General features: G+C 37.3%; 21 protein-coding genes. 18 read left to right on the top strand and 3 right to left on the bottom strand.

Annotation, left to right across the window (positions count from 1 at the left end):
• Nucleotides 1-51: 51 nt before the first annotated feature.
• Complete coding sequence (locus MMG00_RS03440; protein ID WP_242151435.1) at nucleotides 52-954, bottom strand: DMT family transporter; 903 nt, start codon at nucleotides 952-954, stop codon at nucleotides 52-54.
• Between the two features lie 240 nt (nucleotides 955-1,194).
• Nucleotides 1,195-2,043 (bottom strand): AraC family transcriptional regulator, encoded by an 849-nt coding sequence (locus tag MMG00_RS03445; RefSeq protein ID WP_242153275.1) that lies wholly within the window; start codon nucleotides 2,041-2,043, stop codon nucleotides 1,195-1,197.
• Nucleotides 2,044-2,304: 261 nt separating this feature from the next.
• On the opposite strand from MMG00_RS03445, the gene MMG00_RS03450 reads away from it, so the two are divergent.
• The 13 genes from MMG00_RS03450 to MMG00_RS03510 all read left to right on the top strand — a co-directional run bounded on the left by MMG00_RS03450 (nucleotide 2,305) and on the right by MMG00_RS03510 (nucleotide 16,247).
• Complete coding sequence (locus MMG00_RS03450) at nucleotides 2,305-3,219, top strand: hypothetical protein (protein WP_242151437.1); 915 nt, start codon at nucleotides 2,305-2,307, stop codon at nucleotides 3,217-3,219.
• Between the two features lie 349 nt (nucleotides 3,220-3,568).
• On the top strand, nucleotides 3,569-4,933 hold the full coding sequence (locus MMG00_RS03455; protein WP_242151440.1) for an MmgE/PrpD family protein: 1,365 nt from the start codon (nucleotides 3,569-3,571) through the stop codon (nucleotides 4,931-4,933).
• Between the two features lie 203 nt (nucleotides 4,934-5,136).
• Nucleotides 5,137-6,144, top strand: a complete 1,008-nt coding sequence (locus MMG00_RS03460; protein ID WP_242151442.1) for a TRAP transporter substrate-binding protein — start codon at nucleotides 5,137-5,139, stop codon at nucleotides 6,142-6,144.
• Nucleotides 6,145-6,324: 180 nt separating this feature from the next.
• Nucleotides 6,325-8,124 (top strand): succinate dehydrogenase flavoprotein subunit, encoded by a 1,800-nt coding sequence (sdhA, locus tag MMG00_RS03465; protein ID WP_242151446.1) that lies wholly within the window; start codon nucleotides 6,325-6,327, stop codon nucleotides 8,122-8,124.
• A gap of 16 nt (nucleotides 8,125-8,140) precedes the next feature.
• Nucleotides 8,141-9,067, top strand: coding sequence for a LysR family transcriptional regulator (locus MMG00_RS03470; RefSeq protein WP_242151449.1), 927 nt, complete (start codon nucleotides 8,141-8,143; stop codon nucleotides 9,065-9,067).
• A 33-nt stretch (nucleotides 9,068-9,100) separates the two neighbouring features.
• Nucleotides 9,101-10,480 (top strand): acyclic terpene utilization AtuA family protein, encoded by a 1,380-nt coding sequence (locus MMG00_RS03475; protein ID WP_242151452.1) that lies wholly within the window; start codon nucleotides 9,101-9,103, stop codon nucleotides 10,478-10,480.
• Nucleotides 10,477-10,800 carry a DUF4387 domain-containing protein gene (locus MMG00_RS03480; protein WP_242151455.1) on the top strand — a complete coding sequence of 108 codons (324 nt, stop codon included), beginning with the start codon at nucleotides 10,477-10,479 and terminating at the stop codon, nucleotides 10,798-10,800. Before MMG00_RS03475 ends, MMG00_RS03480 begins: the two co-directional genes overlap by 4 nt.
• 2 nt (nucleotides 10,801-10,802) lie before the next feature.
• Nucleotides 10,803-11,645: a fumarate hydratase gene (locus MMG00_RS03485; protein WP_242151459.1), complete on the top strand. Its 843-nt coding sequence runs from the start codon at nucleotides 10,803-10,805 to the stop codon at nucleotides 11,643-11,645.
• A 24-nt stretch (nucleotides 11,646-11,669) separates the two neighbouring features.
• The gene (locus MMG00_RS03490) at nucleotides 11,670-12,200 is read left to right on the top strand and encodes a Fe-S-containing hydro-lyase (protein ID WP_242151462.1); all 531 of its coding nucleotides are present in this window, start codon (nucleotides 11,670-11,672) and stop codon (nucleotides 12,198-12,200) included.
• A 309-nt stretch (nucleotides 12,201-12,509) separates the two neighbouring features.
• Nucleotides 12,510-13,454 (top strand): TRAP transporter substrate-binding protein, encoded by a 945-nt coding sequence (locus tag MMG00_RS03495; protein ID WP_285894951.1) that lies wholly within the window; start codon nucleotides 12,510-12,512, stop codon nucleotides 13,452-13,454.
• A 91-nt stretch (nucleotides 13,455-13,545) separates the two neighbouring features.
• Nucleotides 13,546-14,232, top strand: a complete 687-nt coding sequence (locus MMG00_RS03500; protein ID WP_242151466.1) for a TRAP transporter small permease — start codon at nucleotides 13,546-13,548, stop codon at nucleotides 14,230-14,232.
• The gene (gene dctM / locus MMG00_RS03505; RefSeq protein ID WP_242151468.1) at nucleotides 14,229-15,512 is read left to right on the top strand and encodes a C4-dicarboxylate TRAP transporter large permease protein DctM; all 1,284 of its coding nucleotides are present in this window, start codon (nucleotides 14,229-14,231) and stop codon (nucleotides 15,510-15,512) included. The genes MMG00_RS03500 and dctM overlap by 4 nt, the downstream gene beginning before the upstream one ends.
• Nucleotides 15,513-15,803: 291 nt before the next feature.
• Nucleotides 15,804-16,247 carry a DUF4822 domain-containing protein gene (locus MMG00_RS03510; protein ID WP_242151471.1) on the top strand — a complete coding sequence of 148 codons (444 nt, stop codon included), beginning with the start codon at nucleotides 15,804-15,806 and terminating at the stop codon, nucleotides 16,245-16,247.
• 63 nt (nucleotides 16,248-16,310) lie between these two features.
• On the opposite strand, the gene MMG00_RS03515 is transcribed toward MMG00_RS03510, so the two are convergent.
• Complete coding sequence (locus tag MMG00_RS03515) at nucleotides 16,311-17,036, bottom strand: ArsR/SmtB family transcription factor (RefSeq protein WP_242151473.1); 726 nt, start codon at nucleotides 17,034-17,036, stop codon at nucleotides 16,311-16,313.
• Nucleotides 17,037-17,111: 75 nt separating this feature from the next.
• Between MMG00_RS03515 and MMG00_RS03520 the strand changes: the two genes are divergently transcribed.
• From MMG00_RS03520 to MMG00_RS03540, 5 genes are all read left to right on the top strand, one after another.
• Complete coding sequence (locus tag MMG00_RS03520) at nucleotides 17,112-18,035, top strand: cytochrome P450 family protein (RefSeq protein WP_242151475.1); 924 nt, start codon at nucleotides 17,112-17,114, stop codon at nucleotides 18,033-18,035.
• 19 nt (nucleotides 18,036-18,054) lie between these two features.
• Entirely contained in the window at nucleotides 18,055-18,399 is a 345-nt protein-coding gene (locus tag MMG00_RS03525) for an antibiotic biosynthesis monooxygenase family protein (protein WP_242151477.1), read from the top strand.
• Nucleotides 18,400-18,672: 273 nt separating this feature from the next.
• A complete protein-coding gene (locus tag MMG00_RS03530) occupies nucleotides 18,673-19,491 on the top strand; it encodes a MetQ/NlpA family ABC transporter substrate-binding protein (protein ID WP_242151480.1) in 819 nt (272 codons plus the stop codon).
• Between the two features lie 162 nt (nucleotides 19,492-19,653).
• Entirely contained in the window at nucleotides 19,654-20,076 is a 423-nt protein-coding gene (locus tag MMG00_RS03535; protein ID WP_242151482.1) for a hypothetical protein, read from the top strand.
• A 485-nt stretch (nucleotides 20,077-20,561) separates the two neighbouring features.
• A complete protein-coding gene (locus MMG00_RS03540) occupies nucleotides 20,562-21,980 on the top strand; it encodes an NAD(P)/FAD-dependent oxidoreductase (RefSeq protein ID WP_242151485.1) in 1,419 nt (472 codons plus the stop codon).
• The last annotated feature ends 21 nt before the right edge of the window (nucleotides 21,981-22,001 follow it).

Raw genomic sequence — 22,001 nt, forward strand, 5'->3', positions numbered from 1 at the left:
GGAAAGCCTCTGTAATAGGTACTTTTCTTAAATTTTATGCAGTTGCGAATATTAACGATGAAAAGTCACTTTTCTAAATTTCTTAAATTGGGAGATAAAGAGCCCACAAAGTACAAGTGCAATGCCGCTGCCAGACATTAAGGTGATTTTTTCATTTAGAATCATTATGGAGAAGATCACAGTTACCATGGGAACTACATTAATATAAAGACTTGCCTTAATCGCGCCAAGTGCTCGAAGCGCCATATTCCAGGTAACAAAACAGATGGCAGAAGCCCCTAAACCAAGGAAGATGAGATTTAAAATAACGGTGGTATTGAGGTAATTTTGAATCTCAAAATGCGTTTGGAAAAAAGGTAACATCGGAACCATAAAGAGAATCCCATAGAGAAAGGTTCGGCGCGTTGTTTGAATTGTGTTATAGCCAAAGGTGCTAATTTTTTTAGAGAAAATAGAGTAAAAGGACCAAATAATTGCCGCAAGCAGTGCTAAGAAATCTCCTTTAAGATTAATCTGTAGTTCAGTTGCGCCACTAAAGCTCATCAAGCCAACGCCGGTAAAAGAGAGAATCATGCCGATAAAAAATTGCGGACGAATCTCTTCATCTTTTAAGAATATCTTCGCTAAAAGAACGGTAAAGAATGGCGAAGTTGAGGCAATTAATGCAGCATTAGAAGCAAAGGTATAGAGAAGCGCATTATTTTCAAATAGGTAATACAGCGTGATGCCGCAAAAGCCGGCGGCGGCAAAATAGAGCTCTTGTTTTACTGTTGTGCCTTTGAGCCTTTTGGGAAATAAAATCATCAAAAAGCATGCACCCATGACAAAACGGGTAAAAAGAATCTCTAAAGGGGTGAGCGCATGTTGCAGTAATACTTTGGTTGAGACGAAGGTTGTTCCCCACAGTAAAATTGTTAACAGCGCAAGCGTATGCCCTTTAAGCTCTTGATTCATCGTTGATCCTAAGAAATATAGTGTTTAACCCTGATTGGGTTAAAGCGAATAAAATTCCAGCGCATTGTAGCTTAGAATAGGATTTCAATAAATAGAAATCTCCTAGTTACCTTTTAAGTAGCATGAGAAGGTTAAGCTTTTATTGGTCGATATGAAACATTTTAATAAGTCAAAAGCGAGTATCTTTATGATCACTCGCTTTTGAAGTTTTCCTCCTTAAAAGGGGTAAGGTGCTAACTACTATTTTAACAATAGTAAGATATCAGTCATTAACTCATGTTCAGGTACTTCATGAATAAAGTTATGATATTGGAAGAATACAGGAAAATCTGCTGCTTCCTCTTGATACTCGTTTAGCCATTGACGATAAAGATAGTAGATACACTCATTTAACTCATTGTGAGAACCGATGTGTGTCAGTTTTGCATAACGGCCGGCTGGAATTTCTCCTTGGGCAATTTCATGGGTGAAGTTTGGTAAGTCTTGCGTAATTGAACCTGCAATATCAAAGCGAAAATTTTCAGGATCTTCTAAAGGATCCGAGTAAGGAATGCCGTATGTATGACTACTTTTGATCGGAGATAGCCCTGTCTCTTTACGCCATATCATAAAGTGATTAGCTGTTTCTAGGACCTTTTGTGGGTGTCCTTGATGGGTTAAATAGGCGATCTTTTCTGATTTTCTTTGGATAATGTCAACATTCATCATCGTATTTCTCCGTGGTAAATTGTAATGTAATTTATGATGCCAATTTTGCCAATGAGGAGCTGATCGAAACTCACTTGGTGTTTGCCCTGTGAGTTTCTTAAATGCACGAGTAAAAGCTTCATGACTTTCAAAGCCTGCATCTATCGCTATTTCTAAGATGTTCATCTGAAGATGAAATGCGAGTTGATAAGATGCGCGTTTAAAGCGGCATAAAACAATAAAACGAGTAACAGAAACTCCTGTATAAGCGCTAAAGATCCGATGGAAATGGAACTTTGAAAAGCCGCTTAATTGATAAATTGCTTCAATATCTAATTTTTCATCTAAGTGGAACTGGATATAATCGCTAATTTGTTGGATCTGTTGTTCGTAATTCATGATTTCTCCTTCATTTGCTAAGAAGGATTATGAGGTTGATGACAATGTTTTTTTTGATCAATCTTGCGATATTGCAAAAATCTTTAAAGTGAAGTGATAAGAGCTACTTCAATATTCGTTACAGAGTTTCATTATCGCATGATAAATCTGATTATTGTTTTTAATTATAAAATCATGTACTTAATGCTTATTTTGTAAAAAAATATCGGCAATAAAGCATGGGTTTAGTATTATCTTTTTACTAAAAAGAGATAAAAGGTCAATATGAAAAAAAATCGTCAAATGTTAAAAGCCGTAAGAATGGGCGCAATAATCGGGATAGCTTTAATATTCTTAGCGGCTTGTGATAGCTCTGAGTCTTTAAGTGGTCAACATGGGAACTTTTATTTTAGTAACCCTACTAAAGAAGTCATTTCTTTTAAGGTTGATCATAAAATCTATGAAGTAGCGCCTAATGAAAGCGGAAAAATCGAGTTATCATCAGGCATGCATCAAATGGTGAATCAGCGCGGAGATGTGACGAGCTTTATGGTATTTGATAATAATAATGGGGGAATTTTAAACCCAGAAAATCAAATCTATTATGAATTAGCAATGGCGTACGTTGTCGATGGAAAAGGTAAAGGATTTATACCTACATCTTATTCTATTATGATAAATGGGCATGAGCTAAGAATCCCTGTTAGAAGCGCAAATGAGCCAATTATTGATGGTAAACTATTTACGTGTAATTACGGGGTAGGAGAACAACTTCCTGCAGAAATTATCACCTATAATCCTAACGATGAAGGTAAAATTCGTCATAAATGCTTTGATAAAACGGAGCTTATCAGTTTTTTAAAATCGGATTTTAATATGGATTTAACCTCTTCTAAAGGGGCTCAAGCTGATGATTCTATTACACACCATTTTACAACAGAGATTCCTCAAGTAACCTTCTTAGATGCAAAGACACAAAGCATCGCAGAGCAGATCATCACATTATTGCAAGAGCTGAAAACAACAGATAATACAGCCATTCATAAAGCTTCCAATAAAAAGTTTGGTGAGCTTATTTCAGATCTTGTCATGGCACATATTAAAGACGAATATGCCGGAGATAGGGCTCAAAATGAGCTTTATAATAATTTTGTAGAGCAAGTATCAGATTTGCAGAGTTATGGTGTTTTACTGAGATAGGCGTGGATTATAGGTAAATTAAATATTAGAGCCCCTTATTAAAGGGGCTTTTTTATACTGAAATTTAGGGGGATTCATAATTGACTCGATTGCCGTAAATGCAATTCTGCAATGCGTAAAATGCACTATGCTTATTGCTTAAAAATCGCTAGATTGAATAAAAGCTTCCTAATAGGTAATTGTTTAATAAATATGATAATGATTTGTAATTTATCAATGATTTTACCAATAAGAAAGTGAGTTTTCCCTTCATCTGATGGTGAGAAGGGTATATACAAAATCACAGCGGTTTCTTGGCATTAATTTTGCCTTTAAACATATTTAATCTTTATAAAAGCAGAGTAATGAAATGAATAGTACTGAGAAATTAGCCCAGTTTATTGCCGATAGTAGTTATGAGGATCTTCCTGCATCAGTAATAGAGACGATGAAAGGGCTTTTATTAGATTGGTTCGGATCAGCAATTGCAGGGAGTCAATTTTACCCTAGTAATTTATTTCGTCATTATGCAAAGCATATGGGACCTGAATTTGGTGTGAGTACCATCATCGGTGAGGAAGAAGGAACAAGTCCTTATTTTGCAGCTTTAGTAAATGGTGCTAGTGGGCATTTGTTGGAGCAAGATGATTTGCATAATAGTTCGGTTTTTCATCCAGCAACTGTTGTTTTTCCTGCAGTTTTAGCTGCTGGAGAAGATTTGGGCGTCTCTGGGAAAGATTTTTTATTAGCGTCAGTAATGGGATATGAAGCGGGGATTCGTATTGGAGAGTTTCTTGGTTTATCTCATTATCAAGTATTTCATACAACATCGACAGTAGGTTCTATTTCATCGGCCATTGCGGTTGGTAAGTTAATGAATTTTGATAGTGAACAGATGTTGAATTTGATAGGGAGTGCTGCAACACAATCAGCTGGTCTTTGGGCATTTCTAGAAGATGCTGCTGATTCTAAGCAATTACATACAGCAAAAGCCAATGCTAATGGTATTTTAGCAGCCTATATGACACGAGAGGGATTAAAGGGAGCAAAAAATGCCTTAGAGAGTTTGCAAGGATTAGGTAAAGGCATGTCACAGGATGCAGATGCTACCTTTTTATCTGATAGATTAGGGGAACGTTGGGCATCTATAGAAACGTCTTTTAAATATCATGCTTCTTGTCGACATACCCACCCTGCAGGAGATGCTTTACTGCAGTTATTAGATGAATATCAATTAGATCCAAAGAAGATAACTCAAGTAAAAGCTTACGTGCATCAAGCGGCGATTGATGTGTTAGGTGCTGTAACGATTCCACAAACGATCCATCAAGCGAAGTTTTCGATGGGAACAGTGATGGGATTATTGGCATTTTATGGGAAGGCCGGGCTTTTTGAGTTTTCACAATATGCTTTAGAAGATGCTGATGTTAGAGCTTTTAGAGAAAAGGTTGTGATGGAGTTAGATCCACAAGTAGATAAGGCTTATCCAAAGGAGTGGCAAGGGAAAGTCTCTGTTAAAACCGATGATGAGAAGGAGTATTGCTATTTTTTACAATACCCTAAAGGAGATCCTGAAAATCCTTTAACAAAAGCGGAGTTAGAAGAAAAATTTAATCAGCTACTTTTATTTTCCAATAGTGAGAATCTCTTAACTCAACAAGTAGAGTTTATCACTCAAATTTGGCAATTAGAGACAATGCCTGAGATTAGAATGTTAAGAAAATTTTTATCATAGATTATACAAGGGAGGTTGGTGTTAAGTATTTCAAAGGATAGACCATCAATAGGCAATCAATATTTTAATAATAAATATGATGATTTGTTAAAGCTGAAATGGATATTTCAGGATGACTTTAATAAAGATCTTTAATAGAAATTGACATTGATAACAGCTAAAGAATATTGATTGCACATAAAAATAATATTAAGGAGAGTGGAATGAGAAAAATAATTATTAAAAACTTTAAGAAACAAGTCAGCCTGATTAGTGTCTGCTTGTTATCTATGGTTACAGCGGTTTATGCCCAAAGCCCTATAATCATTAAGTTTGCGCATGTTGTTGCTGAGCAAACGCCAAAAGGGCAGGGAGCATTATTATTTAAGGCGGCTGTTGAGGAGCGATTGTCGGGAAGAGTTGTTGTGGAGGTTTATCCAAATTCTTCATTATTTGGTGATGGACAAGAGATGGATGCATTATTAATCGGAGATGTGCATATGTTAGCACCATCAACCTCTAAGTTGGAGTATTACTCTAAACAACCCCTACTTTTTGATCTTCCTTTCTTATTTAATAATTTTGAAGCAGTATCTAAATTTGCGACAAGTTCCGAGGGTAAATCAATCTTAAAAAGTATGGAGAGTTCAGGAATTACAGGGCTTGCTTATTGGAATAATGGAATGAAGCAGATGTCAGCTAATAAACCTTTAAGAGTTCCAAGAGATGCAAGAGGATTAAAATTTAGAGTACAAGCATCGACCGTGCTTGAGGATCAGTATAAAGCGATAAGAGCGAATCCTCGTAAGATGTCTTTTGCCGAGGTTTATCAAGGATTACAAACAGGTGTTGTAAATGGTACAGAGAATACTTATTCCAATTATTTCTCACAAAAAGTCCATGAAGTGCAGAAATATATGACTGAGAGTGATCATGGGCCAATTTTATATATGGTGATTACAAATACAGAGTTTTGGAACGATTTACCGGCTGATATTCGTCAAACTCTTTCCGAAATTATTGATGAAGTCACCATTGAGGTTAATCGCCAAGCATATGAATTAAATATGAATGATAAGGCTAGTATTTTGGCAGAAGGAAGTACCGATATTATAACCTTAACACCCGAAGAAAAAGAGGAATGGCGTAAGGCCATGCAGCCGGTTTGGAAAAAATATGAAGATGTTATTGGTACACATTTAATTAAAGCCGCCGTTGAATCAAATCAATAATTCTTTATCAGAAATAGAGCTGTTTAATGGGCCGTAAATTAAACCTAAGTCAATTTTTTATCATCTCATTAGGTAGCTCTTTTATATCATGGGCATAGTAATTTTATCAGTTTTATAAAAGATATAAGATTGGTCTTAATAAAAATAATAAGTGTTGATCACAAAAAGATTGGAGTGAGCATGAAGGGTGAGATCTACAAAGATTATCGAATAATCGAACATCAATATGATGTTGTTGTCGTGGGAGCTGGAGGTGCAGGGTTACGTGCAACTTTAGGTATGGCTGAGAAGGGATTAAAAACAGCTTGTGTGACAAAAGTTTTTCCTACAAGATCTCACACAGTTGCCGCACAAGGTGGAATTTCAGCTGCATTAGGGAATATGGGGGAAGATGATTGGCGTTATCATATGTATGATACCGTTAAAGGATCTGATTGGCTTGGTGATCAAGATGCTATTGAGTATCTCTGTCGAGAAGCGATTCCAGCGATCATAGAACTGGAACATTATGGGATGCCTTTTTCTAGAACGAAGGAAGGAAAAATCTATCAACGTTCATTAGGTGGAATGACTGCGCATTATGGTAAAGTGCCGGCACAAAGAGCGTGCGCTGCTGCCGATAGAACCGGCCACGCAATGCTTCATACGCTTTATCAACAAGCGTTAAAACATCAGGCAGAGTTTTTTATTGAATATTTTGCGCTAGATCTCATGATGGTGGAAGGGGAATGCCGAGGAGTTGTTGCTTGGGATTTAGCTGAGGGCACGATGCATGTATTTCGTTCCCAAATGGTTGTTTTAGCAACAGGTGGTTATGGGAGAGCATATTTTTCTGCAACAAGTGCACATACATGTACCGGTGATGGGAATGGAATGGTAGCTCGTGCAGGATTACCTCTACAAGATATGGAGTTTGTACAATTTCACCCAACAGGAATATATGGTTCAGGATGTCTGATTACAGAGGGTGTTAGGGGGGAAGGAGGGTTTTTAACGAATGCCAATGGTGAGCGTTTTATGGAGCGTTATGCCCCTAATGCTAAAGATTTAGCCTCTAGAGATGTTGTATCTCGTTCTATGTTGATTGAAATTCGAGAAGGACGAGGTGTTGGGCCTTTAAAAGACCATGTTTATCTTCATCTAGAACATTTGGGATCTGATATTATTTTTGATCGTCTGCCTACAATCGCTGAAAGTGCACAAACATTTGCTGGTGTTGATGTGACTAAAGCTCCCATTCCTGTGATTCCTACGGTTCATTATAATATGGGCGGTATTCCAACAAATTATTATGGGGAAGTCGTGACATTAAAAGAGGGAAACCCAGATTATGTTGTTTCAGGATTAATGGCTTTAGGAGAAGCAGGGTGTGTTTCTGTACATGGCGCTAACCGATTAGGCTCAAATTCTCTTTTAGATTTGATAGTTTTTGGGCGTGCCGCTGCTAATCGTTGTGCGGAGATTTTAACGCCTCACGGTCATGTAGCTGAAGTTCCTAAGGCTGTGATAATGACTATTTTGGATCGATTTGATCAAATTCGCCACGCTAATGGTGAGATACCAACAGCAAAGCTGCGTGATAAAATGCAACGAGCAATGCAAAAAGATGTTGCTGTTTTTAGAACGAAAGAGACCTTAAAAGAGGGGCTAGAATCAGTGAAAGATGCTTATCTTGCTTTTAAGAATATTAAAGTTTTTGATAGAAGCTTAATTTGGAATTCTGATTTAGTGGAGACTTTAGAGCTTGCTAATTTACTGGCTTGTTCTATGACAACAGTAGCTTCTGCTTATAATCGTCAAGAATCTAGAGGTGCTCATGCAAGGGAAGATTTTCCGTTAAGAGATGATGTGACGTGGATGAAGCATACTTTAGCGTGGGTTAATAGTGAAGGGGATGTGAAGATTGACTATCGACCTGTTCATACTTATACGCTAACAGATGAGATTGCTTATATACCACCAGAAGAACGATCTTATTAATATGGAGATATCTTAGATGAGTAAAAGTCATTTAGTTGAATTTAAACAGTTACGATATTTTGCACATGTGGCTGAATTTGCAAGTTTTACAAAGGCGGCAAATTATCTCGATATCTCTCCTTCTGTACTAAGTCGTCAAGTTCGTAAATTGGAGGTAGATTTAGGGAAGACATTACTGATTAGAGATGGTCGAGGGGTTATTTTAACCGAGTCTGGATATATATTATTAGAACATTGCCGAAAGATGCTGACAGCGCTAGATGATGCGGTAGAAGCAGTAATGGATGCTCAGTTATCAGGAAATGTTTCTTTAGGGTTTCCCCCAACATTAGCACGTTATTTTTCGGTACCGATTATTAGAGCTTTTCATGATTTAATGCCCAAAGCGAAGTTACGGGTTATTGAGGAATCTACGGTTTCTATTGAAGAGAGTATTATTACTGGTCGTCTTGACATGGGGTTAATTTATAACCCTATTCATGCACAAGATTTAGATTTGGTCTTTTTGTTGAAAGAATACCTTTATTTAATTGCCCCAAAAGAGACAATTTTAGAGTGTGATGTTAATGGGGTTTCTTTGCAAAAGGCTGCAAAGCTTCCATTGATCTTACCCGCTTATCCTAATGGTCATCGCCGATTAATAGAGGCTGAAATGATTAAATCGGCTTGTAAGCCTAATTTAATTATGGAAGTTAATAGTGTAAGAACAACATTTGAGTTAGTTGCAAAATCAATGGGCTGCACGATATTTTCTAGTAAAGGGATTGATTTATTACCTAAGGAGGATCGCCATAAGGTACAAATGCATAAAATTCACTCCTCTGAGCTTATTACCAATTTATATATCGCAACATCGAATAAACGTGTAATGACTAATACAGAAAAGACATTGAGTAAAATTATTCGTAATCTTTGTGAAGAGCATTTTTCAGTAACACAATAATTACTTTTATAACTATATAAAAAGGAGGAGAAAATGTTAGAAGAACTACGGATCTTATCACCGACTGCGATTTTAGGGTATGGCTTTCCATTAGCGTCTTTTGAAAAGGGAATGGCAAAAAAGCCTCATGTAATAGCAATGGATGCAGGATCAACAGATCCAGGACCATATTATCTAGGTAGCGGCATCTCGTTTACAGATAATAGAGCCGTGAAGCGAGATCTTGAAATTATGATTCCTGCAGCACAAGAAGCTAAGATTCCTTTAATTATTGGCTCAGCAGGTGGAGCTGGGGGAAAATCTCATGTGGATTTAACACTTGGGCTTATTCGAGAAATTATTCAAGAGAAGCAATTGTCAGCATTAAAAATAGCTATTATTAATAGTGAAATATCTCCTGTGTTTTTGTTAAAAGCGTATAGAGAGGGGAAAATTCACCCACTTAATGCCGACAATAAAGTGACAGAAACTTTGATAAAAGAGAGTAGCGCTATTGTTGGGCAAATGGGAGAGGGGCCTTTTATTGAAGCGCTAAATCACCATGCAGATATTATTTTGGCAGGGAGAGCTTATGACCCATCTGTATTTGCGGCATTAGCGATTAAAGAGGGCTTTGATAAGGGATTGGCACTTCATTTAGGGAAAATTTTAGAATGTGCTGCCATCGCTGCGTTACCAGGAAGTGGTAGCGACTCGATGTTAGGTATTTTAAGAAAAGATCATTTTGATGTAGAGCCTTTAGCTGAGAATCGGGTTTGTACAACACTATCTGTCGCAGCCCATACATTATATGAAAAGTCCGATCCTTATCACTTGCCAGGTCCTGGTGGGGAGTTAGATTTAACAGCATGTGAATTTAAACAGCTTGATGCTCGCCGAGTAAGAGTGTCTGGCACTAAATTTATTCCTACTAAAAAATACTTTATTAAATTAGAAGGCGCTAGAAAAATTGGCTATAGAACTATTGCGATTGCAGGTGTGACGGACCCTATTATGATCGCCAACATTGACTCTATTTTAATAGGAGTTAAAGAGCGTGTTTTTGATAATTTCCAAGATTCAAATTTTCAAGAGTTTTATCTAAATTTTAATGTATATGGCAAAAATGGCATTGCTTTATTACCTGAAATCTCTAGTGATCAAGTGTTGCCTGATGAGATTGGGATAGTAATCGAAGCTGTTGCGGCAACAGAAGAGGAAGCGAGTGCTATTTGTAGTTTTGCAAGAAGTACCGCTTTACATTTTGGTTATGAAGGGCGCATTTCTACCGCGGGGAATTTGGCATTTCCTTTTTCACCATCAGATGCAAATATGGGGGAGGTCTATGAGTTCTCCATTTATCATCTGTTAGAAGTTGAATCTGAAGTAGCCTTATTTCCTATTCAATATGTCATTATAGGGGAGATGGAATGAAATATCGATTGCAAGATGTAGCATCAGTAATACGTAGTAAAAATGCAGGACCTTATGAGTTATGCTTTGATGTTATTTTTATTGATGAGGAGTTTTATCAGCGCGCTAAAAGCGCGGCGATTATTACTAAAGAGAATTTCGCTCACTTATATGGTATTGGAATAGATCAAATTTTAAATCTCGTCTATTTTGATCCTGCAAAAGCCATCAAAATTACAATTGAAAGACCGATTTCATCAGGGGCACTTGGTGAAAAGGATGTCTATGGTGCACAGCAACATCGCCCATTGATTCAATTTGAATTCACACTGCAGGAGTAAGTATGAGACAAATTCATATTGATTCTATTCGTCAACTAGTGGCAGATCTCTGCATTGAAGCGAATACCTCTTTAAGTCAAGACGTCTATCAATGTTTAGGAAGTTGTATGCAATCAGAAACTTCTTCGCTTGGGAAAAATATTTTACAAACGATCATTGCTAATGCAGACCTTGCTAAAAAAGAGTTAAGACCTATGTGTCAAGATACTGGGCAAACAGTTATTTTTGTGCAAATAGGGCAAGATGTTCAAGTTGTAGGAGGATTATTAGAAGATGCAATTAATGCAGGAATCCGTGAAGGATACCAACGAGGTTATTTGCGTAATTCAGTGGTTAAAAGCCCATTTGAAAGAGTCAATACAAATGATAATACGCCAGGGGTGATTCATTATGACATTATTGCCGGTGATCGTTTACTAATAACGGTATCTCCTAAGGGATTTGGCAGTGAAAATATGAGCCAGTTAAAGATGTTAAAACCTAGTGATGGTTTAGAGGGCGTTAAACAGTTTATTTTACAGGTAGTGAAAGATGCAGGGTCTAATCCTTGCCCACCGATAATCGTAGGCGTTGGGATTGGTGGAACAATGGAGAAGGCAGCGATATTAAGTAAGCAAGCACTACTAAAACCGCTTGATAAAATTAATGAAGACCCATTTTTAGCAAGTTTAGAAGCTGAATTATTGGAGAAAGTAAATGCTTTAGAAATAGGGCCTGCGGGTTTTGGTGGGAGAACAACGGCGCTTGGAGTCAATATCAATACTTATCCAACCCATATTGCGGGGTTGCCTGTTGCTGTTAATATCGGTTGCCATGCTAATCGACATGTAGATGGGCAATTATAATATGATGAAAATAGGGGATATAAAATGTCAGAGATAAAGCAGATAAAATTGCCGCTAGATTCAACGATGATTAATGGTCTTCAAGCTGGTGATATTGTGCATCTTAGTGGGACCGTTTATACAGGAAGGGATGCCGCGCATAAAAGAATGTGTGAATATTTAGCAAACGGGAAGGCGCTCCCAATAAACCTTCAAGGGGAAGTCATTTATTACGCAGGTCCTTGCCCTCCGAAGCCTGGGGAGCCTATTGGTTCAGTTGGGCCTACTACGGCAAGTAGAATGGATGCTTATTCACCACAGTTAATTGAGGCAGGATTAGTTGCAATGATTGGAAAAGGGGCTAGAAATGAATCTGTTGTTGAGGCAATAAAAAGGCATCAGGGGATTTATTTTGCTGCTATTGGAGGGGTTGCTGCACTAATGGGGAAGTGTGTGAAGTCTGCAGAAGTTATTGCCTTTGAAGATTTAGGGACAGAAGCTATTCGAAGATTAATAGTAGAGAATCTCCCCGTGATCGTTGCTATTGATTCTAGCGGAAATAATCTATACCAATAGCTTAAGAAGCGTAAAGTGATCTAGATTAAATTCTATAAGAAATATTGAAAAAAATGATCGAAAAATGTGCTATGTTTTGAAGGAGTAATAGATCGTTATTACTTGCTACTATTAGTTTAAAATGTTTTTTTTAAATTCTATTTAAATATTATTAAAATAAAAATAGCTCTATCTTATTGTTAGATAAGAGCATTATTCTTTTGATTTCTTTGTTGATACATTAGAAATTTTATACATAACATCTCAGGAGGAGTTATGAATCGTTTAGTACAGAGAGTTATTGCGTCTACTATTTTAGTAGGTGGGCTGATGATGGGAGTATCACAGGCGGATGAACCTATTGTGATTAAGTTCTCGCATGTGGTTGCGGACACCACACCTAAAGGGCAAGGAGCTATTCTTTTTAAAAAATTAGCAGAAGAGCGATTACCTGGAAAGGTGAAAGTTGAAGTTTATCCCAACTCCTCACTTTATGGTGACGGACAAGAGATGGATGCATTATTAGTTGGGGATGTACATCTTCTAGCGCCATCACTTGCAAAATTTGAGCATTATCAGAAGAAAATACAGCTATTTGATTTACCTTTTTTATTCGATGATATGGCCGCTTTAGATCGATTTCAGCAATCGCCAGCTGGGCAAGAACTTTTAAAGAGTATGGAAGATAAAGGGATTACCGGTTTAGGCTATTGGCATAATGGGTTAAAACAGTTATCTGCAAATAAAGCGCTTCACGTTCCGCGTGATGCTCGAGGATTGAAATTTAGGGTACAAAACTCAGCAGTATTAGATGAGCAGTTTAAGGCGCTTCGTGCTAACCCTCGTAAGATGGCATTTGCTGAGATGTATCAAGGTTTACAAACCGGTGTTGTAAATGGTGCGGAGAATCCTTATTCCAATACTTATTCGCAAAAGATTCATGAAGTACAAAAGTACATTACAGAATCGAATCACGGCGCGTTAGATTATATGTTAATTACAAATACAGATTTTTGGAATGGTTTACCAGAAGATATTCGCAATGAATTAACAGCAATTTTAGCGGAAGTAACAGTTGAAGTGAATAATCATGCCAATGAGCTAAATGAGCGTGATAAACAATCGATCATTGATGCTGGAACGACTGAAATTATCTATTTAACGCCAGAAGAGCGTGAGGAGTGGCGTAAAGCGGTACGTCCTGTTTGGGAGAAATTCCAAGATCAAGTAACGCCTGAGCTAATTCAAGCAGCGCTTGATGCCAATACTCCATAATTAAATAGCTTTTTCATTTTATAAGTTAAATCTACCTATCTTGATTTATTTAAGATAGGTGGACTCATCGTGTGTAAAAAGAGGAGCTTTAATGGTTATTAATTTATATCAAACACTAGATAAAACATGGCAAAAGATAGAAATATTTGTCACAGTCTTGATTTTATCTGCGATGACATTTATCACATTCATTTATACGATGTTAAACAATCTCTATACGCCTTTTTATAGTTTAGCAGATTGGGTTGCAGGTGATGAGCCTTCTAAACTAGAAGATTTCTTTTTAGATAGTGGCGATTTCATGATGGATTTAGCCACCTCAATGAATTGGTCTAATCGTTTTACCGCTGCATGTTTTGCTTGGTTAATCTTTTTTTGTATGTCTTATGGTGTGAGGATTGGCGGACATATTGGCGTGGATGCTTTAGTCAAAGTATTTCAAAAACGTACACAAAGAATATTGGCTTATCTCGGGCTGGGCGCTTGTATTTTATATGGTGGCATTATGCTTTTCGCGAGTTTAGATTGGGTCTTAAATTTTTATAAACTCGGAACTTTAGCAGAAGATTTAGATCGATTTGGCGTTAAGCGTTGGCATATTACAGTTATTGTCCCGATTGGTTTTATGCTCTTAATTTTACGTTATCTTGAAGTGGGCTATCGAATTATCACGCATCAACAAGATACGTTAGGACTTGCTGATGAAGCTAAAGATGCGCTTGATGAAATTGCGAAAGCAGAGCACATCAATCTTGCAGATTTAGGAGAGAAAAAATGACCATTTTATTTTTATTCGTTTTATTATTTGTATTAATGTTAATCGGTGTTCCTGTCGCGATCTCTTTAGGTTTATCGAGCGCATTAACGATTGCATTTTTTAGTCCTGACTCTCCTAGAAGTTTAGCGATTAAGATGTTTGAAACATCAGAGCATACAACGTTTTTAGCGATTCCATTTTTCTTAATTGCCGGCGCTTTTATGACGACAGGTGGCGTGGCTCAGCGTTTAATTGATTTTGCGAATGCTTGTGTCGGGCATATTCGAGGAGGGCTAGCAATTGGCTCAGTACTTGCATGTATGCTCTTTGCCGCGCTTTCAGGCTCAAGTCCTGCAACCGTTGCTGCGGTTGGCTCTATTGCTATTGCGGGAATGGTAAAGTCTGGCTATACCAAAGAGTTTGGTGCCGGCATTATTTGTAATGCAGGGACATTAGGGATTTTGATTCCGCCATCGATTGTAATGGTCGTTTATGCAGCGGCTACGGAGCAGTCTGTTGGTAAGATGTTTATGGCAGGGGTAATTCCAGGTGTTTTATTAGGCATTGCTTTGATGGTTGCGATCTATATTGTTGCACGAGTGAAAAAATTACCAGCGCAACCAAGAGTAAGTGTTAAGGAGTGGATGGGTGCTTTTCGCCGGGCTCTTTGGGGATTATTACTCATGGTGATTATCTTGGGGGGAATTTATACCGGGATGTATACACCGACAGAAGCGGCTGCTGTTGCTGCAGTCTACTCTATGTTTGTCGCGCTTTTTATCTATAAAGATATGCGTATTAGAGAGTTCTCTAAAGTGATGTTGGAATCAGGTAAGATGACCGTAATGTTAATGTTCATTATTGCCAATGCGATGCTTTTTGCGCATGTGCTTACGACAGAGCAAATCCCCCAATCGATCGCTAGTTGGGTCTCTTCTATGGGATTCTCTCCTTGGATGTTCTTAGTTATTGTAAATATTGTCCTTCTCATTGCGGGAAGTTTTATGGAGCCCTCTGCCGTTATTTTAATTTTAGCACCCATATTTTTCCCCATAGCGATGGAGCTTGGTATTGACCCTATTCATCTAGGAATTATTATGGTTGTAAATATGGAGATAGGATTAATTACACCGCCAGTGGGATTAAATCTATTTGTCACATCAGCTGTAACAGGTATGCCTATTACTAATACGATAAAAGCAGCATTACCATGGTTAATGATCTTACTCGTATTTTTGATATTGATTACTTATATCCCTGTTATTTCACTAGGACTTCCGCAGTTTTTGGGAATGATGTAATGAGTAATATTGGAAGCATTTAGTAATGATCTGATGATCAATATGAAAAAGCCCCTCTAAAGATAGGATTTATCTATTTTAGAGGGGCTTTTTTATCTCTATTTTTCAAAGATGAGTGGATCATAAAAATAGTAGGCAGTATAAAAATATTTAAATACAAAAATAAATATTTAGTAAATATTTTTATTTAAATATTAACTTGAGTATTTTCTAGGTAGTTTAGTTGATGAAGTAAATAATTTAAGGTAGCTTATAACAGTAACTTAATAGTGAAATCAATATAAAGGGGTTATGATGATCAACTTAAAAACAATATCAGCAGTTGCGTTTGCAAGTGTTTTTTTAGCAGCTTGTGCGACAGATCTAAATAAATACGAAGAAGTAATGGTTGGCAAAACATGGGTAACCACAAATGCCATTGACCAAAAAACACGTAGTATCGGACCAGAAGATAAGCGCGTGAGCATGTATTATGGTACTGCTAAATATTATCGCAATGGAACTTTTGTGATGTTTACGCCCGAAGGCGAGCAAAAAATGCAAGGTGATTGGAGCATTAGTGAAGATGGCGCAACCCGTACTTTAGTCTCTAAAGATAAAGATGGTAAGGTGCTCTTTACTCGTACAGTACAAAATACTTCAGTAACACCAACAGATTATGTCTATCGTATTTTCCCATCAGAGCGTCATCAGGATCAATATATAGATATTCTTCATAAACCTATTAAAAAGTAATAGCGGTTTATGAGGATGTAAAGGCAGGAATGATCTCTGTCTACAAGAGCCTTAGGAGTGATTCTAAGGCTTTTTTGATGCAATAATTTTAGCGTAATCAATATTAAAAAACTTTAGTAATGCTGATTTTCCTAAATGAGTCCAGATGACTTCGCGAGTTTGTGGGAAACGCTCGATCCATTTTTTCTGCTCAAAGAAAATAAGTAATTGTGTACCTAAAGCCCCTGCTAGATGAAATTTTCGCTCACTCCAATCTAAACAATTATGAGATACAATTGAGGGTGTTAAAAGCGCTTTTTTTTGAAATTCTTTTAATGAAAATCCCATACTTTGAAGGTGCTGATAGCCTTTAGCGGTTAGTTGGTATTGTTCATCTCCCTCTATCCACCTATTTTTTAAAAACTGGTGCATGATTTCAACAGCAATTGTTCCCGCAAGATGATTATAACAACTTCGAGAGAGTTGTAGGTTTAGAGGAGTTGAGCTTTTGATGGAACCAATAACGGTATCTGTTAGCGTTAAATTCATTAATACTTCTAAGGTATGCGCGATCTCTTCATTAGCAAGGCGATAGTAGCGAAAACGTCCTTGCTTGATTAACGTGATAAAACCTTGTGATTCAAGCTTTGCAAGATGCGAACTTGTTGTTGAGGCTGAAACTTCTGCCACACTTGAAAGCTCTGTTGCCGTATAGGCTCTACCATCCATCAAACTGCATAATATTTTGGCACGAGAGGGTTCTGCAATCATTGATGCCATTGCTGAGAGGTGATGGTGAAGATCAGTCATATTTCGTTTTCAATCGAAGTATTCAAAAAGGATATTGTCACAATAGCATAATTACTTTATTCAACGAGGTTATTTATGAGTGATGAGATGCAAATTGAGAGTATTTATCAAGTGAAGAAAATCTTGCTAGATTCCCATTATCAAGTAAGACCTATTGATCAAAAGGTACCAAAATTATTGCAAGGATTATTGATAGGTGAGCTATTTGCTAAACTTGTGAGAATGAATGAGGGGGAATATCATCGTCTCTTAAAACGTCATATGACATTAACTTTAATGGCATTTTCTCAAGAATATATGGCAAAGATTACTAAAGAGGTGATTACTACTACCGATGTAAGGCTCGATTCACCAGAAGCATTAACAAAGGCAATTGCTACTTGGCCAATTTTAGTAGTAGCCAAGCTGATAGGGATAAAAGTTGTTGATCCGGAGCTTTTTTTAACGCAGATTACATTATTTTCAGCGGCAATTGTTCAGCCTCATGATCAAAAGGTTGTGCTACTAGGTAATGATGCTTTAATAGCATTGTATGAGATGCTTTTACCGGCAAAAGGTCCTTTAAAACAGACATTTATGGATGTTTGTGCTGAAAGCTCTTTAATCGATGAAAGTACCGTTAATGATAATTTATTGGGGCTCTTTTTTCAGACTTTAGATGGGACAAGTGGTTTAATTGCAGCGATGTTAAAGCATTTATTAAGTGAATCTTCGCTTTCTAGTAAAGCCCTTTTAAATTGGAGTTTACAGCACCATGCTCCTATTAAAAATACTAAAAGGTTTAGAGGCAAAGAGATGCTGATTCTTCCTTTACAATTTAAAGAAAACGCTCTTCCTTTTGGTAGTGGACGACATGAATGTCCGGGGCAGTTTTGGGCAAAAACAATTGCTATCACCATTGTAGAGTATTTAAGAGCGTTACCTATAGAAAAGTGTTGGCTTTTAAAGAGCCGTTATAAAACATCGCCTAATGCGCAGGTTTTAGAGTTTTATTCTTAAGAGAAGGAGGAGCGTTAAAATGATTGCAGTAATATTTGAATTAAAGACAGATAAGATCCATAAGGCTCAGTATTTAGCATTAGCGGCTGATTTAAAATCTTACTTAAAAGATATTAGGGGGTTTATCTCTATCGAACGGTTTCAGAGCTTGGTGGCGCCGGATAAGATTTTATCGCTCTCTTTTTGGGAGAATGAAGTGGCGATTGAGGCATGGCGAAATTTAGAGGTCCATCGCACTGCTCAGGTAAAAGGGCGAGCCTCTATCTTAAATTTTTACCGTTTAAGGGTTGCGACTGTTATTCGAGATTATGGTTTAAATGATCGAGAAGAAGCCCCCAAAGATAGTGTGGGATATCATCAATAATCTCTTTTTAAGATGAAGATGTGATATTGAAGTTTAGTATCCTTATTTCATAAGTCCGTTAAAACTGACAGAATATTCTAAAGATTGAGGTATTCATCCCGATTTTAAAGTATAAAGGGGAAGAGACCTATTTTCAGTACATTATTTAGAGGTTCCAATTTTATTAATTTAATGGTTTAATAAGTCTTTAAATAGTTATCGTATATTTTTAGTATGCTATGTGTGATTTGTCATAATTATCAATAATAAACACATCAAAAGAGGATTGAAGAGATGAAAAAAATATTATATCCCGTTGCAACCTTACTGCTGGGTGGTCTGTTAGCGGCATGTGGGCAACAAGATCAGCAAGATGCTGATAAAAAAGATCTTAAAGTGGGTATGCCACCTAGCGCGCATAATGTTTTAGTTGAGAAGGTTGTCAAACCACAGTTAGAGGCTGAAGGTTATACCGTCACTTTTTTAACTTTTAGTTCGTTAAGAGATGCAAATACAGCATTAGTTGAAGGTGGCGTTGATTTTCATACGGCGCAGCATCAAGCTTATTTAGATGTTTATAACCGAGAAACAGGACAAGATCTTGTTTCAGTGGTTCATACGCCTTCTATTCCGGCATTTATCTATTCAGTGAAGCAAGATTCGGTTGATAATATTCAAGAGGGTGAATCGGTATTAATTCCTAATGATCCATCAAATGCCGCAAGATCTTACGCCTTATTGCAAAAGATTGGTTGGATTAAGTTAAAGCCTGAAGTCGATTTAGCCGTTGCAACGAAACAAGATATTATTGAAAATCCTAAGAATCTTCAATTTACTGAGGTGGATTCAGCCTTAATTCCTCGTCTTTTAGATGAGATTGATTATGGGGTGATGCCTGGGGGCGTTGCACTATTAGCGGGTATCGGCTCTGAGTATGCTTTAGCGCATGAAACCTTTTTACCAGATCTTGAGTTGATGGTGACGGTTAAGAAAAAGGATGAGAACAGTCAATGGGCAAAAGATGTGCGTAAAGCTTTCCAATCAGATGAGATGAGAGATTTTATTGAAAATGATCCTGAAACAAAAGGCTGGTTTATCTGGCCTGAGGGTTAGCAGATATTGATTGTTTTACTTATGTCACATTAATCTGTAATGGATTACCGTTTATGATAAGACGCTACTGAAATAAGTCAGTAGCGTTTTTTTATAATGGATTTAAGAGGTATGTTACGCTGAGGTATCCATAGATATTCATTGAAAGAAAAGGGAGTCAAGATGACAGGAGTAAAGGACGTAGGGCAGGCATTATTATCATGGAATCGCCAGCATCTTGTTGCCAAGGGAGAGCTAACGACAGCAATGATTGCTGAGCATTTTCATCCCCATTTAACAGTGGTGGCGAATGGGCGTCATTATGAGACGGATCTTGCTGGTTATTTGCAATTTTTAAATGGTTTTCGTCAAACAATTGCTTCTATTGATTATGATGTTATGCACAAAGTGAGTGAAGAGAATAAAACAGTGCTCTGTATGCGTGCAAAAGTATTAAGAGTAGATGGCTCTTTAGATCAATTTGAGGCAATGTTATTGCTTGAATTTAATGATCAAAAGAAAATCACGCTTTGGCATGAGGTATATGTTGCTATTAAATTAGTGGTTTTGAATAAAAAGTGGTGCTATTTGCTTCACTTTGTATAGAAGAAGTGTGCCGTAACTTTGTCTTTGAGGACAAAATGATCGAAATAATTCATTTTTTTGACAAATTTCGGCTCATTTTTTTATGAAATTGCGCAATATTTATCTTTCGTTGCCAATAGTTTGGCTAAATTTTTGCCCAAAGGTTGTTGTAAATGACATTATCTTGTACATTATGCGCTCTAAATTTTTGATTCTTATTTGCCGCTTTTTTCAATGAAATATTTGAATTTGTATACAATGCAGATGAGGTTAACTATATGATATTGCAATAATAAAATTATTGTAAAGAGCTTTTATAGCCTTAGTTGTAAATGATAATTATTATCGTTAATACTGACTTTTATCAATTTGTCTATTAGTATTTCTTAATAACAACCTCTAGATTGCTAAAAATTGATTATGATCAACTCCAAAATTCCATGTTATGATACCGCCTTATAAAATTATTTGGTCTTATTGTAAGCATTTGAAAATGGAGTATTAGTATGGCTATTTCACGTAGAAAATTTCTTTTAGGTGCGGGCGGCGTTGCGGTTGTTGGTGCGGGCGCTGTTGTTACACCAATGATCCGTAGAGAAGGAACGCTTGTTGCTGCAAAATCAAGAGCACCTTTCGTTGCTGGAACAGAAGGTCCACTTCCTAAGGAATCTGATGTTGTCATCGTTGGTGGCGGTATTCAAGGGATCATGAGTGCAATTAACATGCGTGAGCGTGGCATGAGTGTGACAATCTGTGAAAAAGGCGAAGTGGCAGGTGAGCAATCAGGACGTGCTTATAGCCAAATCATCAGCTATAAAACAGAACCTGAGATTTTCCCACTTCACCATTATGGTAAAAAACTTTGGCGTGAAATGAACGCAAAAGTAGGAATGGATACAAGCTACCGTACACAAGGTCGTGTAGAAGCAATTCCAAGTACTAAAGAACTTGAAGTTGTGAAAGAGTGGATTGCATTAAACTCTAAAAATCCAGGTTTTGATAGCCCATTAAACGTGCGTATTATTGAAGGTGAAGAGCTCAAAAGACGTCTTCCAAATGCACAAACTCCATGGGAAATTGCAGGATTTGAAGAAGATGCAGGCTCGGTAGATCCAGAGCGTGGAACAACCGTTTTAGCAGAATATGCTAAAAAAATTGGTGTAAAGATCTATACAAACTGCGCAGTAAGAGGCATTGAAACTGCAGGTGGTAAGATCTCAGAAGTTGTGACAGAAAAAGGCACTATCAAGACATCTTTAGTCGTGTTAGCAAACGGTTTCTGGGCACGTTTATTTATGGGTAATATGGGTGTTGATCTTCCAACGCTTAACGTATATCTTTCACAACAAGTAGTTTCAGGTGTTCCTGGCGCACCAAAAGGTAACGTACATTTACCTAATGGTATCCACTTCCGTGAACAATCAGATGGTACATACGCAGTAGCACCACGTATCTTCACAAGCTCAATCACTAAAGATAGCTTCCTTTTAGGTCCTAAATTTATGCACTTATTAGGTGGTGAAGATTTACCACTTGAGTTCAAATTAGGTGCAGACCTTTGGAATTCATTCCAAATGCCAACTTCATGGACAAATGATGAAGTAACGCCATTTGAGAAATTCCGTGTTGCAACAGCGACAGCTAATAACGAGCACTTAGATGGTGTATTCAACAGAATGAAAGCTGAATTCCCACAATTTGAGTCTTCAAAAGTTCTCGAAAGATGGGGCGCATGTATCGCACCAACAGCTGATGGTTGCCCAATCATCTCTGAAATCGAAGAGTACCCAGGTTTAGTTGTGAATACTGCAACAGGTTGGGGGATGACAGAGAGCCCAGCAGCAGGTGAAATCACAGCTGACCTTATCATGGGTAGAACGCCTGTGATCGACCCAACACCTTACAGCACAAAACGTTTCAAATAATTGATATTTAGAAACTTAATT

This window comes from Ignatzschineria rhizosphaerae (genome assembly GCF_022655595.1).
GTDB lineage: Bacteria > Pseudomonadota > Gammaproteobacteria > Cardiobacteriales > Wohlfahrtiimonadaceae > Ignatzschineria > Ignatzschineria rhizosphaerae.